Genomic DNA, 15,280 nt, shown 5'->3' on the forward strand with positions numbered 1-15,280 from the left:
AGGGAAAACCTGGGTTACGCCTCGCTTCACCCCAGAGCTAAGAGCTTAACTTTGTTGCCAAGTAGCTTTTGCCCTGAATAGCTCAGGTAAGTCAGGTAGGGCCTTTTTTACCTCTTCAGGTAAAGCAAAAAAATCCCGAGTTTTTTGATAATAAACGCCCAAAGGAACTGGATATGCAGGAAAAGATAAAGCTGCAAGGCGTATCGCAGCAACAAAATCACTTGGGTTATGATGATAAATACCTTTTTCTTCTGCTGAAACACTGGTGAATTGCTCTTCTCTAAGGTGCAACGCGTTCTCTTTTTGTGTACCGAAGAGTAAAGGTTGGCCTTCTTCCAATATCACTGTATTCTCAGCGCGATTACTTTTAAGTGCAAACTCATCAAAGGCGCCGTGGTTAAAAATATTACAATCCTGATAAATTTCTACAAAAGAACAGCCTTGATGTTCTTGCGCTTTCTTTAATATAGTTGCCAAATGAACGGGATCTTTGTCTACAGCCCGAGCTACAAAACTAGCCCCTGCCGCTAAAGCTAATGTAAGTGGATTCACAGGCTCATTCGCTACTCCCTTAGGCGATGTTTTTGTTACTTGACCTTTTTGTGAGGTTGGTGAAAATTGTCCTTTAGTTAAACCATATACCTGATTATTAAATAGCAAAATATTAACATTCACATTACGACGCAAAATATGAATCAGATGATTACCGCCAATGCTTAAAGCATCGCCATCTCCAGTAATTATCCAAACACACAAATCCTCACGAAGCGCTTTTAAACCAGTGGCAACTGCAGTAGCTCGACCATGAATGGTATGAAAACCATAAGTATTCATATAATAAGGCAATCGTCCAGCACACCCTATTCCAGAAATAAAAACATGCTGTTCTGGGGGTAACCCTAAATCAGGCAACATTTTTTGTAGTGCCATCAAAATGGCATAATCACCACACCCAGGGCACCAGCGAACTTCATTAGTATTGGCAAAATCTTCGCGCTTATAATTGTTGTTCATAATTGGCTTCCGCTTTAATAGTATTCACCAGATGACTGACAGTAAAAGGCTGACCATTCGATTGGCCAATCACCTGTGCATCAACCAAATAGCTGGCACGAATAATTTGGCATAATTGCCCTGAATTTAATTCTGCAACCAATACTTTATCGTATTTTTTTAAAACAGTTCCTAAGTCATTTGGTAAAGGGTTTAAATGACGTAAATGCACATAAGCAAGTGCTAATCCTTGTCCCAAGCATTGCAAAACTGCTGATTTTAAGCAGCCATAAGTACTTCCCCAGCCAATTAAAATGATTGGCGCATTCGCATCGCCTTCAATGACTAAAGGTTCATATTCTCGTGCAATTCCATCAATTTTTTGCTGACGTAAGTGAACCATTTTTTGATGATTTTCAGCATCGTAACTTACACGACCGTCTTCGCCTTGCTTTTCTAAACCCCCTAATTGATGAATGTACCCTGGAGTACCTGGTGTGTTCCAACTTCGACTTAAAAGCGCGTCACGAGTAAATGGTTTTGGAAAACGGTTAAATTCAATTTGAGGTAATTTTAAAGCACTTACTTCGGGTATCTTCCAGGGTTCTGCTGCATTTGCGAGATAAGCATCCAGCAAAACAATTACTGGGGTCATATATTTAACAGCCAAATAAAATGCTTCTAAAACGGTATTAAAACAATCTGCAGCAGATTGTGCCGCTAATACAGGCAAGGGTGCTTCGCCATGACGCCCATACAGTGCCTGACGTAAATCACTTTGGCTTGTTTTTGTTGGTAATCCTGTGGAGGCCCCGGCGCGTTGAACATCAAGTAAAACTAAAGGTAATTCAGCGACTACTGCCAGACCAAGACTTTCACTTTTTAGATCCAGCCCAGGTCCTGAAGTTGTAGTTAAAGCCAATCTCCCTCCGTATGCAGCTCCAATACAGGCACAAATTGCCGCAATTTCATCTTCGGCCTGGAGTAATTGCACTCCAAAATCAGATAAGCGCGCACATTCATGAAGTATTGCTGAAGAAGGAGTAATCGGATAGCCCGAAACCAGCATAGGTATTTGTAGCGAAGTAGCCAACGTAGCAAGTGCTAAACCTACTGCCTCTACCCCTGTAATTTGTCGATACTCCCCTACATCACGATTAACCTCGCCTAACATATAGTCACGGCGTGATAATTCTAAAGTCATGGCATAATTGTAACCAGCTAATAATGCCAATTGATTGGCTTTGGCAACAACAGCATTCGCTTTGAATTTTTTAGCAATAAATCCTTCACAAGCTTCTGTTGGCAAGTCAAATAACCAGAGTACCAAACCCAAAACATAAAAGTTTTTGGTTTTAGTAGCTTGGGGTTTCGTCAATTCAAGTGACGATACTGCGTGCAAGGTTTGGGTAATTAAAGGAAATGAAACAATTTGGTAATGCTCGGCACAATTATCGAGAAAACTCTTATCCATTCCTGCCTTTTGCCAATCTTTCTCCTGATAACTGTCTTCATTAATAATTAATAAACCGCCTTGATTTAGATGTTGCAAGGAATGTTTCAATGCCGCTGGATTTAAAGCAACCAGCACATCCAGCGACTCACCTGCAGTAAAAATAGCATGTTCAGCCATCGCCAGTTGAAAACCAGAAACCCCAGCCACAGTGCCAGCTGGAGCTCTAATTTCCGCAGGAAAATCGGGTAAAGTACGTACATCACGACCAGTAAGCGCTGCACTAATGGTGAGTTGCTCGCCCACTAATTGAACACCGTCTCCCGAATCTCCAGTAATACGAATAACAATCACGTCAGATGTTGACATAAAGTCTTGCTTCCTGCATTAGTAGACGCATGTGTCTTACTGCCTCTTTCATACCGCAAAATAAGGCTCGGGCAATAATCGCATGGCCTATGTTAAGTTCATGTAATTCTTTTATAGATGCTATAGATTGTACGTTATGATAATTAAGGCCATGGCCTGCATTGACAATTAAATTTAAACTCGATGCGTATTCCGCGGCGTGCTTTATCCGGGCCAACTCATGTTGTTGCTGTTCCACATTGCTCGCATCAGCATAACACCCTGTATGCAATTCAATTACAGGAGCACCAATATCCGCTGCGGCTTTAATCTGTTCGGGATCTGGGTCAATAAATAAAGAAACTTCACTTCCCATAGCCTGCAAACGCTTTACCGCATACTCTACTGATTTCTGGTGTGTTATCACATCCAAGCCACCTTCTGTAGTTAATTCTTCGCGTTTTTCCGGGACTAAACACGTATGCTCGGGCGCTATTTCTTCTGCAAAATCCAGCATTGCATCAGTTACCGCCAACTCAAGATTCATTCGCGTTTGTAATACTTCTTTCATCAAACGTACATCACGAGCCTGGATATGTCGTAAATCTTCTCGCATATGCAAAGTAATACCGTCAGCACCGGCTTCTTCCGCATCCATTGCAGCCTGAACAGGATCAGGATAACGGGTGCCTCTTGCCTGGCGTACAGTAGCTATATGATCAATGTTGACACCCAATAGTATTGGTTTATTCATTTTACACCTTACAATAAAATAAAGAGTATAAAGTCCATCATGACCTAAACTCAAGTTGCTTGAAAACATATATATGCATTGTGCGTACCAAGTGCTGCAAAAAATCCAAGTTAGACCTCTTTAAATGGTTTAGTGTCTGTTAACAATCGGCTGGATTGAGCCAAAATGGTATGACTTTAGAATACCGAAACGCTGCATACATGAAGTAGAGAGTACAGTGGAATTGTCTTCATGCCCTATTTTATTTCTGCACAATATAAAGCCCTTGTCTTAATTTCACGCCCACCTAGAAGATGATCAATTGCTTGACGCATAATTATTTTTGCTGATTTAAGATAAGGCGCTTCATTTAAATTATCTTGTGCCAAAGCAAGAATATGTTCCCCAGGAATTCCCCTGCTATTTATAATAAAACCTTCACCAGCAACAAATTGATAACACAAGTCTGCACCAATCAGATGTGCAGTTCTTGCTTCGTGTGTTAATGAAAAAGAATAGCCGCATGCATGCAATAAAGTCCACTCAAAACGCCTTAATGAAGCTTCTAGCACTAATCGTTCTTTTGTTGATGCGAGATTGTTTAAAGTAAACAAATAAGCATCAAATAATGTCGCGTCGGGATAGTTGGGTCTTAGTGCATAATAAAGAATTTCATTGATATATAAACCCGCAAAAAGTGAGCCGCCTGTAAGTTGAAGCGTGGGCACAATACTTTCAACAGATTGTGTATAATATCGCTCATGACGTTCAACAAGATTTACCCATAAAGGAGTAAAAGGTTGTAAAAGAGCTTGCTTTTTAGGTGTGCGCCCGCCTTTGGAAAGACATTGAATCACGCCTAACTCACGCGTAAAAAAACTGACACGAGTACTCGTGTCTCCAGACCATTTCTTGTGTAAAACCCAAGCCTCTATTGTCCTAATGGTCATAACCTAATTGTTTTAATATACGCTCGTCATCAGACCAGCCGGATTTTACCTTACACCAGCATTGCAAGAATACTTTCTTGCCCAACAGTTTTTCCATGTCCATCCGTGCATTTGTTGCCATTTCTTTTAATTTTCGTCCTTTATCACCAATGATCATTCGTTTATGATTGTCTTTATCCACAAGAATCAATGCATGAATACGCACAAGCGTGCCTTCATCTTTAAATGACTCAATATCTACAGTAACAGAATAAGGTAATTCTTGCCCACAAAAGCGGAAAATTTTTTCACGTAATAATTCCGCGCATAAAAATTTTATAGGTCGATCAGTCAATTGATCATCTGGAAATAAATGGGGACCCTCAGGCAAATAATTTTGCAATTTTTCTTGCAACTCATCAACCTGTACTCCCGTTTTTGCCGATATAGGAATAATCGCAGTAAATTCATGTTTTTGACTTATTTGCTCTATCCAAGGTAACAGTTGCGTTTTATCGTCAATTTTATCCACTTTATTAATTACCAAAATACTAGGTACTTTGGCTTGTTTTACTAAATTTAAAACGTACTCATCTTCTTCTTGCCAATGAGTTCCATCAACCAAAAAAGCAATCACATCCACATCACGCAATACACTAATCGCAGTTTTATTCATCATGCGATTCATTGCCTTTTTATTTCCTTGGTGAATTCCGGGTGTATCCACATAAACAAATTGGTACTCACCTTCAGTACGTATCCCTAAAATACTGTGCCGGGTTGTTTGTGGCTTTTTGGAGGTTATGCTAACTTTTTGCTGCAAAATACAATTAAGGAGGGTTGATTTACCTACATTAGGTCTACCAACTAAAGCAATATAACCACAATAACTAGTCATTAAAATAGATTCCTGTTTATTTTTAAAACATTTTATCAGTGACGCTATAAAATTTCCAGGTTTTGTATCTGTTCCTACTTGATATTTCACTAAAAAACCAAGTATCCTGTACAGTATGTGAACAAAGGATGGTTCCTATGTCTTATTTTGTAACGAAGAACGGACACACACAAATTATCGTCCCCTTAACTATTACACCTTCTAGTCATCAAGCATTACCCACAATAACAGGAAGCCCATTCAGCTATGAAGCAGGAACAGTGCTGTATGGTCATTATGATATGGAATACCTTCTTCCAGGAGGCGACAGGCTGCGCTTAATCGCCAACCATAATAAAAAAACTGTGCAGCTCATGTTATTTACTCATCAGGCAGATCTAATTCAACTCCTGCCAGGAGAACGACCTTCTTCATTGGTCGCGAATATTATTAGCAAAGTTCATCGCTATAGAATACGCTCAGCGAGTTACAGCCAGCCACTTACTTCGGTACAAGAGCAAAAACTGCAAGTGACTAATGAATGCATTAATTCATTAAAAAAGCTGTTAAAAAAAGAACGCCAATTAACCAATCAAGATCATGAAGGACATGAAGTACTAAGAAAAGAAGTGATTGAAATTATAGGGCGCTGCTCTGATCAGAATCGCTTATTAGCAACTTCTCCGCTTGTCTCTGAAGGTTCTCTGGGAAACATTCTTTATGAAGCCTATAAAATAGCACAACACTATGCTTTTAACCGTGTTTATTCTGTGTCACGACAAGATCAAATGGATTTTAGTCGCATCGTAAAAAACCAGGAGCCACTCCAATCCTGCCTCGTTTGGGATAGTGAGCTTCACATAGGACATAACAGCAAAGATTTGGATGATGCCTTAAGAGTTATTTGTAGCTATTACAAACTCCCCTCTGCAACGAATTTGAGCAATGTTCCTGCAAATCGATTTGCACAGCTTGCAGCTTTTTTTAATAAGCTATGGCGTGATGGCCATGATTGGATTAATTATCTGGCAATCGATAGCAAGCCAGAACATAAAACAGAAGTACTGCCACGTTTAGATGGGCTCACAATTACCCAAATAATACCCTATTACAGACTGCAAGGATTTCCACAAAAAGGCTATCCTGATTTAAAAACCCTAATCGCAAGCCTTATAAATAGCACCAAAGAACCAATATTTGAAAATAACAGAAAAAAAGCGAAAAAAAAAATCAGCCAACTACCAACCGGTAGCTGGGTAATTAACGCTAATGAGCAACTCATCCTGATAAGACAAGAAAACAAAATAGTACAATTGCGCTATTTTGTTCACAATGAACTCTTCTATCCTTTACCTGAAGGACAGGATTTATATACTTTAGGACAAATCAGCAAACGCCATCTCTACTTACCAGAGCGTGTTAGCCTTAGACTTAATGCGTTTATTTCACGTATCCCCAGATTTTTCTATAAATTCTACAAAAGCATGCAACACTTTATTATCCATAATGTGCATCATGATTTTTTCGACCATATTCATGACACACATTTTCCCAAACAGGACAATTTTGCGTTTAAAGAAAAACACAAGCAATACACTAAAGTAAGAAACTCACTGATATTGGCTTTGGAAAATAAAGGACTTTTAGGTAATGGGCAAACTCTAGAAGAATTCATTAAAGAACAAATTAGCAACAGTCCTTACGTCATTGCTCGCCCTAATCACCCCCCAAGCCCACCCGCTTACGACAATCCATTGCATCGTATCTTAGGAGTAATACGTCACATTGCTAGTTTTTTTATTGAAGTAAGTGAGCAAAATCCCTTGATTGGTACTTTAGCAATGGCAGCATATGCCTACGGTGGCGGTGCAGTACTTGCTCCAGAGTTCCTTAAATCCATTTTAACTAAATTACAATTACACGGATTAATTGCAGGCATTGAACCGACACAAAAATTAGCTCATTGGATGAGCCATGGAACAATCTCTGAAGCTATTTCTGCATCGATGACCTACTGGCAATGTGTTCAAGCAGGTGGAAATTTAGATAAGTTTTTTGTTGAAGCATTCAATGTCCTTAAAGAAGATCCCGCAGAAATTGCCATTATTGCTTCATTAGCGCTTGGTTTAGGGTACGGTTTAACTAAAGTAATCCCATCATTGGGACATGAAATGGGGGATTTCCCCTATACCAATTATGCCGCTTTAGGTGGGAAAGGGGGGGCTGCTATTTATGATACAATTATGCATCCGGGTGACGATTGGTTTCTCGGTACCTGTAAATGGCTGTGTAAAAGCTTTGTAACCCTGGGGAAGATGTGCATTGCTCCCTTTTTTGAAGGCTATTATTACGGATTTAACGATGGATTTATCAGGGGTTGGCAAAAAAGTCGGGTACTTGCCAAAAACATAAGCAAACAGATTTTTGCAGCCTGCGCTGATTTTATCTTAGCTCTACTTACCATGCCAATGATTGAAGTAAGCGCTCTTTTTGTCCATGTACCTTTTCGTGGTGTTACGAATTTACTCACTAAAACACTTGCTCTCCTTGGCCATGTCAGTGATATAGGTGAATTACTTCTTTTCTTTTCAACAAGACCTCCATCAGATAATTTAATAGCCAATTTCAGATTATCACCGCTTTATGGGTTTACCTGGCCATTCGGGCACTTTTCCAATCATCAATTACTTAATCTTTGTATTAATGGTGTTCGAGCTCTAGGCATTCCGCTATTACAATTAATTAAAAATCTCCTTGTTTTACCCATTCTTGATTTCATTTCTATCTCTACCCGCGTGGGACTTACTCTTTTAGACCCTATAAGTCGCATTCTTGCCTATGCTTTAGGCAGTGTGATATGTACTATTGGTGAAGTATGGGATAATTCTTTTGGCATCTTATTTGCAACCGGTGCAAAAGGAATTACCACAATCTGTAACTGTATCGATAACCAAGCCAGTAAGCTGAAGCACACCTTATTATCCTTTATAGAAAGTCAACGTGGCCATTTGTATTATTGGGCATTTGCAAAAGATGATCTTCAATCACATAGGTCTTTAGATGATACAGAATATTACGCTAAAGATCCTAGACGTTATGAGCTTATTCCACATTCAAGCAGCCACTGTTTGTTGCAAACCCTCCTAAATAATGACGCTGAATCGCATGCAATAGAAAAAAATCATGGCCCTATTTCTCATCACCAATCCCTATTTACAGTAAAAAGTTCGAAAAGTAATTTAAAAGTTCCTTTTCAAAAGGAACCAATAAGCTATAGTATTTAGCATGCTCATTCCAAGCCTCATGTTTCTGGTGATTTATTGAACAATGTTGTATATAATTATAATATGGTGTAAGAGGATACAGATCTATGTCGATTGCAAAACAAAACTTAACAGAACATCTTACCTCAGATGAATTAGCCCTTATAAATAAAAAACTTGATGCTGTCATACAATCAAAAGTAGACAGTGGTGAGCTTAGTTTTTCCTCACCTAAAGACGGTGGAGATCCTAACCCTTCTACAATCGATCTAAGCCAATTTGGCTTACATAACCCAGAGGATATAAAGATCTTCTTATTATCGCCTGCTGGGGAAACAGTGACCCATGAAATTGGGGCTGAGTTAGCCCTTGAGCGAGCCATTGAAGAAGAGCGGCAACTACAAATACAAGAAGAAATCACGATGGAGGAACGGAGAAGAGGTTTCCTGTTTCATTGGCTGCTCGCAGAAGAAGCTGAAGCGCAAAAAGCTCAAAATGAGTTAATTGAGATGCAACAGGAGAAAATTCTAAAACCTAACGAACAAACTCCTCAGAAAAAAGCTCCTGAGGAGAATAAAGCGCTTAAGGATACTTTAGAAGGTTATGATAGCTCCATTAAAAAGTTTCAAGAACAGCAAGCAAATCTTAAAGCAGAAGAGGAAGCACTTACCCAAGAGTTAGGTAAGCTTGAAGATGAAAGTATAGCCATAGATGAAAAGCATAAGACTTATAATAACGTTTTGAATGCTTATGATAAATCTGCTCCGACCTTCGAAAACAATCCGGAAATGTTAGATCGGGAGATTAGCTCACTTGAACGACAAATAGATAGGATGTCACAGCATGTGTTTGACGAATTAGATAAAGGCAATGAAAAAGAAGCGCGTAAGATATTAAATCAACAAAATGCTTTGAACCTGCAACTAGCAAGCTTAAAGGACATAAGATCAAAAGTGGGGAATGAGAAAGTATTTTTTGATGCTGACTTAAATTCTGAAGGCGTTACCTATGACAAAGCATTATTTGCTGTTCCTAAAGAACAAGCTCAAAGTCTTGTCAAGCACGATGGCAAGTATTATCTTCTTGCTGCAGGACAAAAATGGGACGATGTCAAAAATGACCCAGCAAAATTAGAAGAGGCCCAAGCCCGTTTTGAAAAAGTCAAACCTGAGATCATGAGTGTGAAAAATGTAGTTCAGCACGTGAAAAAACAAGAGGTTGAACTCAATGCAACACGAAAGGAAGAAACCCATTCAAAAATTGCGGTAAATAAAGCAGAACAATTAATGGTTAATAACCAAATTACTTCAATGCAAGCAGCGCGAGCCAACGCACAGCACGCTGTACTAAATACTCCTGCTTTGACGATGCATCCCCCGCAATCAACGATCACAACAGGCAATAGCTTTGGCCTAGGTTCAGTATCCATTCCAACACCGACGCTATCTAAAGGAACTTCACCCTCAATGCCTTCACCACAACAAATTTTAACTGCTGCATTCGTCCAAACTGTGAATAACGGACAAAAGCCCACTTGGGGTTCACTATTTACTGCGGTCAAAACAATAGAAGATCCAAAATTACGTGATCAAATGGATAATTATGTTACAGATAAAGCGAAGAAAACCTTAAAACCAGAAGAACAAGCCGAATTGGATAAAAACCCGGAAACACTAAAAGGAAAAATCAAACGTATGTTAGAGCGGGCACCTATTCCCCCAGAAACGATGAATGCTTTATTGAAAAATATGCCTAGATTTGGGGAAGACTCCTATAAAAATAATGTTACTTCCGAATTAAGTCCCGTGGAAAAACGGGAAGAACATGTGAGTACTCCAACCGCACCTAGATAACAAGCAGTTCCCCCATATCCGAGCATCCATAGGATGCTCGGTGCACACTTTAATCACCATAATTTTTTTTTTCAAACTAATTAATATCCCTAATTTATTTCAAATAACAATCACTAATATACTTGCTAACATAAACCAACTCTTCTAACATTAAGTTTTGTGATTTAACCCATTTGAAACAAAGTTTACTAAAAAATATACATCACCATAGGACTCACTATGATCTTAGATAAGTTACTGGGCAATCAATCTGTAATTATATCCCTGGATGTAGACAATTTTTTGTTTGAGCGGTTAGAGCAAATAAAATCTGCCGGTTTTGATTTAGTTGAACTTAATTCAACCGATCAAAAACTGTTAAATCAGGCAATTACTCATTACCCTTCGCTTAAAATCGGTGCCGGTGGGGTGATTGATACACAACAACTTGAAAATTGCTATCAGGCAAATGTACATTTCGCCACCAGCCCCGGCTATTTACCAGCCATTGCCCAAACAGCAAATGTGTACTCGCTTAATTATTTACCCGGCGTTGCGACTCTTTCAGAAGCAATGGCTGTGATGAGCCTTGGTTACATGCATGTTCGCCCCTTTCCAGCGGATTTGGCTTTTTGTACTCTTTTGAATAAATGTCTTCCACATCTAAAATTGTTCCCAGCTGAAATTGAATGGGAAGAAGCAGAACATTTCCTCAATTTACCTGCTGTGGCAGCAGTAAGTATACATAATCCTGATACCAAACAACTCAGTGCGCTTACCACAAGCATTTTGGCGTAACATATATTTTATTTATAAAAAACAGAACTCAAACTTAAGTGCTACCAAAAATGGTTAATATATCCTTAAGATTGAGAAATCTATAATATAATATAGTAATTTTAAACCCTATAATTATGCTTACTGATGCTCTATTAGATAGAACAGTAATTATTCTCTCCTCGTATAGTGGGCAAACTAAAAAAGATCCTTCCTTCGACCTGTATAAACTAGGCATAAAAAATGCGTTCATTGGATTTATTGAACAATGCAAATTATTGCCACTTGATCAACAATTTGAGCATATCGCCAAAGAAATGAAAGAAAAAACAGGAGGTATGGCAGCTAAAATTGACCAGGAGAGTAGCCAAAAACGAACTTGGACTCTAGTTTTTACTTTAGCAGCTTTAGCATTGGGACGTAAGCAGGATCTCCCTGCAAATCCTCCTGAAATGGTACCTATTGATAAACTAATATCTGGGTTAAGCAACGGGTGGGTTCATGGATTTGGTTCTATAGGATTTGGATTAAAACTTAATGAAGAAGCAATTAATAACCTTATAGAAGGAATGAAGGATTGGATACAAAATTTCGACATCAATCAAGACATGCAAACCCAACACGAAGTTTTATTGGCACTGTATGCTGTTGCATGTTCACTTGAGGAAAAACTATCAAGCTATCGCATAGTACCTAAAAAATTTAAAGATGAAATGGCAACAATAAAAATATTGGTAGCGAATAAATTTAATGAACTAAAAAACAAATTGGAAAGTGAAAGCAGCCTTGCACCTGCTGAGTTCTCTACCCAACACGCCTCTCGCTCAGAGCAAGTAAGTAACGCCTTACAAGTACTACTTCCAAAAGAAGTTACTTTACATCAGCAGTTCAAAGAACAATTAGAGTTTCTAAAAAAACAACAAGAAGAACGTCGTCAAAAAATAAATAGCTTCCCACAAGAAAAATTTAATAGACTCCTTAAATTACACCAATTGTTAAAAGAGCAACCTTCAGCAAACAAAGAAGACAAAATGAGTGAGTTCTGGAAAAAGTATAATACCCAAGAAAAATTCAATCAGCTTATGGACGATCTTGAGCTGTCAGAAAGTGAAAAACCTGGATGGCTAGAGTATTTTAGATATCAGCATGGATCATATGCAGAACAAGCCATCTCAACATTATGGATAGGAAGTTGGGGGCTCCCTGAATTTATGGGAGGAGTTCAAAGTGATATGATTTCTTTAGAAGTGCTCCTTAGCAAATGTGAGACCGCTCAAAAGCCTCTAAAAGCGATTCACGCTGAACAGCAAAAAATAATTCCTGATGAGGAAAACCCTTCTCAACTTATTGATAGCATAGAAAAAGATTTAAAAAACTTAGCCGGCCTTAAAAAGATTAAAATTGATTCATTCGATAAACAACTCCTAGACAGTATGAAGGGAGATACAACAATAAATACACTAGGAAAAATAAATAGCGATATAGAAGAACTTAAAGAAAACCTGGTAAAGCAAAAAATAATCATTGTATCTCTTAAAAATATTCATGAAAAAATAGAACTATTGAAGAAGCATGTAGATTGTACTGACATAGAAAAAACTTTTGCACTACTTTTAGATGAAGTAATTAATACAATGAGCTACATGGAACACCCTTTACCTCCTGACGTACCAACCGCAAAAAAAATTGCTGTCTTAAATTCGTCGATAGGTAGAGCGCTTGACAATGTAGCGGGTATCCAATTGAGCATTAATCATATAGTAAACACGTCGAGTAGCCACAAATTGAGTATGATTAAATTAGTGAATCAATTTGTCAGCTCTAAAGAAAATACATGGGGTCATACGCTTTTACTTATTTTTTCACCTTCTTATAAAAAAATGTTCAATGAGCTAAAGGAAGCTCTAACAGAGAAAGATACTGAAACAAGTTTGAATAAAATAAAAGCGGCACTCGACCTAACCAATGAACCTGCGAATAAAAAGGAAATTGCAAAACAATTTAAGGGATTAAAAGAAAGAGCAAAAGAAACTTTAGACGAAGAAAACTTGGGAAAAATGCCCGTTTTTGAAAAAAATAGATAAAAAAATATGGATAAAGGACATCGATTTTTTTATTTAAGTCCATAATAAATAACCCTCATTTTTAGCCCTTCATTTCGGTAATAATTAATTTGAACAATACGTAAATTTGAGCAATTTTTTATGCCATCAGATTGTCTTAATATAACCATGTTATAATAAATTTACACACCATGCTTCGTTGTGGAGCTATTATGTTTTCAAAAGAAACTTTAGATTTTACCGTACAAAAGCTTGGAAAAATAAAAGATAATAAATTAGAAAAATATGTAAGGTCTACACATGTTTTTAATGATTTTATTGAGCTGGTTAAACGGCAACCTCCCGAGAGGCAGTTAAAATTTATCCAAGACAATTTTGATGAACAAGTACCAAAAAAGATTAATCATTTTCTTTTTTGCGTCGCAGCAATAATTGCTCGACGTACGAAAAATCTACCCGATGATCATCCAGAAAAACAGTTTATTGATTTAATATTATCTTACTTGGGCGATGGAATTATTAAGGGTTTTACCACAGTAGGGCTTCCTAAACTTGGGCTGATAAATAAGATCCAAGTTAATCTAGAGGAATGGATTAAATCCTTGGAACTCCAGGCTGCTCAAAATACAAGCCATGAAACGTTGCTTGTGTCTTATTGCACTATTTGCTTTTTTGAATCCCTAGTACCTGATAGCTTTGCAGATAAAAAGAAAGCTTTAGCAAATATAAAACAAGAAATCGCAGAAAAATTTAATAAATTAGTACAAAATCACAATCATTTGTTAAAAACCGGTGGGTCATCACATAATGGAGCTTTACAACAATTGACACCTGAACTACGCGCAAAGGAACAATTTCAGACTAATTTGCTGGCTATAAAAGAACGTGAAGCTAAAATCCAACGGATGGTGCATTTGAAGGGAATCTTAAGTGGGTCTTCTAACAATGTAATGAAGGAATTTTGGGCGAATTACCAAACTCAAGAGCAGTTTAACCAGCTTATGGATGATCTTGAAATAGAAGCGGAGCAAAAACAAGATTGGCAATCATTTTTTGATGAAAAATATGCAGATGGTTTTGCAAAAATTAAAGGAGGATTCTTTGTAGTAATGCCTAAGTTTTTGGGTGGTACCTCCACTAATATTTTGCCATTAAAATTGATTGATGATAAAGCGGATGAAGCCTTAAAGAAATTAGGAGTTAATTTAAAAGAATACAAAGATCCTACTAAGCTTATTGCGGAGATTACAGCTGAATTTAACCAGCTCAAAGAGTTAGAAAAAAAAGATATCCAAACAATAAAAGAGCATCAGGCACAGATTAAATCAGCTAAAGGTATTACAGTAAGTACTGACAAGATCCTTGATGATATAGAAGAATTTCGCAAACATTTAATTGCGCAGGAAAAATATGTCCTTCAACTTCAAAAGATTCATACAAAAATATTAGCGTTAGATGAGCTAGGAATTAAAACCGATGGTTTAGTTGTACCCTTTGAGATAATGCTTGATCATGCAGTCAAAACAGTTACTCATGGGGATAAAAAAATAGATCCTTTAATGTCCCCTCAAGAAAAAATGGATGCTTTGCTTAATGGAATAAGTGATACTCAAGAAAAAGCTCAAGAAATCAAGAAAAATATCATAGAAGATGTACAAAAAATAGAGCTTCTTATAGATAGTAAACCAAAGAAAGATTCCCTTCTTCATGCTACCGAGTTATTTATTCAGAAATATGAAAAGAATTTTCTTCATAAGATATTATGTCTTTTCTCTAAAACATATAATGAAATGTTTAAGTCCTTGAGTGAAGCTGTAACGGAAAAAAACACAACCCGGATAGCAAGTATTTTAGTAGGCAAGGCTGAGGAATACCCTCAGACACATACCGTAGCAATGTGGTTTGATGAGGCACAAGAGTTGCAAACATTAAAAACACCCGCGAAAAGCTAATGAGCAATCTTCCATCAGAGATGGTTGTCAATTGGGTAGATTAGCAACCAAATTGACTCA

General features: G+C 37.7%; 10 protein-coding genes. 5 read left to right on the top strand and 5 right to left on the bottom strand.

Annotated features, from left to right (window positions below; translation table 11 throughout):
- Positions 1-45: 45 nt before the first annotated feature.
- From FOLKNPGA_RS11575 to era, 5 genes are all read right to left on the bottom strand, one after another.
- On the bottom strand, positions 46-1,014 hold the full coding sequence (locus tag FOLKNPGA_RS11575) for a 2-oxoacid:ferredoxin oxidoreductase subunit beta (RefSeq protein WP_182350053.1): 969 nt from the start codon (positions 1,012-1,014) through the stop codon (positions 46-48).
- Positions 998-2,815 carry a 2-oxoacid:acceptor oxidoreductase subunit alpha gene (locus tag FOLKNPGA_RS11580; protein WP_182350054.1) on the bottom strand — a complete coding sequence of 606 codons (1,818 nt, stop codon included), beginning with the start codon at positions 2,813-2,815 and terminating at the stop codon, positions 998-1,000. Before FOLKNPGA_RS11580 ends, FOLKNPGA_RS11575 begins: the two co-directional genes overlap by 17 nt.
- Entirely contained in the window at positions 2,802-3,548 is a 747-nt protein-coding gene (pdxJ, locus tag FOLKNPGA_RS11585) for a pyridoxine 5'-phosphate synthase (protein WP_182350055.1), read from the bottom strand. Before pdxJ ends, FOLKNPGA_RS11580 begins: the two co-directional genes overlap by 14 nt.
- A gap of 236 nt (positions 3,549-3,784) precedes the next feature.
- Entirely contained in the window at positions 3,785-4,477 is a 693-nt protein-coding gene (gene recO, locus FOLKNPGA_RS11590) for a DNA repair protein RecO (RefSeq protein WP_182350056.1), read from the bottom strand.
- Positions 4,467-5,354 carry a GTPase Era gene (gene era / locus FOLKNPGA_RS11595; RefSeq protein ID WP_182350057.1) on the bottom strand — a complete coding sequence of 296 codons (888 nt, stop codon included), beginning with the start codon at positions 5,352-5,354 and terminating at the stop codon, positions 4,467-4,469. The genes recO and era overlap by 11 nt, the downstream gene beginning before the upstream one ends.
- Before the next feature lie 137 nt (positions 5,355-5,491).
- Here era and FOLKNPGA_RS11600 point away from each other — a divergent pair, with 137 nt between their 5' ends.
- From FOLKNPGA_RS11600 to FOLKNPGA_RS11620, 5 genes are all read left to right on the top strand, one after another.
- Positions 5,492-8,617: a hypothetical protein gene (locus tag FOLKNPGA_RS11600; RefSeq protein ID WP_182350058.1), complete on the top strand. Its 3,126-nt coding sequence runs from the start codon at positions 5,492-5,494 to the stop codon at positions 8,615-8,617.
- A gap of 86 nt (positions 8,618-8,703) precedes the next feature.
- Positions 8,704-10,449, top strand: coding sequence for a coiled coil protein (locus FOLKNPGA_RS11605; protein ID WP_182350059.1), 1,746 nt, complete (start codon positions 8,704-8,706; stop codon positions 10,447-10,449).
- A gap of 219 nt (positions 10,450-10,668) precedes the next feature.
- The gene (locus FOLKNPGA_RS11610; protein ID WP_182350060.1) at positions 10,669-11,226 is read left to right on the top strand and encodes a multidrug DMT transporter permease; all 558 of its coding nucleotides are present in this window, start codon (positions 10,669-10,671) and stop codon (positions 11,224-11,226) included.
- A 116-nt stretch (positions 11,227-11,342) separates the two neighbouring features.
- The gene (locus tag FOLKNPGA_RS11615; RefSeq protein ID WP_182350061.1) at positions 11,343-13,289 is read left to right on the top strand and encodes a hypothetical protein; all 1,947 of its coding nucleotides are present in this window, start codon (positions 11,343-11,345) and stop codon (positions 13,287-13,289) included.
- Between the two features lie 191 nt (positions 13,290-13,480).
- Positions 13,481-15,220, top strand: a complete 1,740-nt coding sequence (locus FOLKNPGA_RS11620) for a hypothetical protein (protein WP_182350062.1) — start codon at positions 13,481-13,483, stop codon at positions 15,218-15,220.
- Positions 15,221-15,280: the final 60 nt, after the last annotated feature.

The organism is Legionella sp. PC1000 (assembly GCF_014109805.1).
Lineage (GTDB): Bacteria > Pseudomonadota > Gammaproteobacteria > Legionellales > Legionellaceae > Legionella > Legionella resiliens.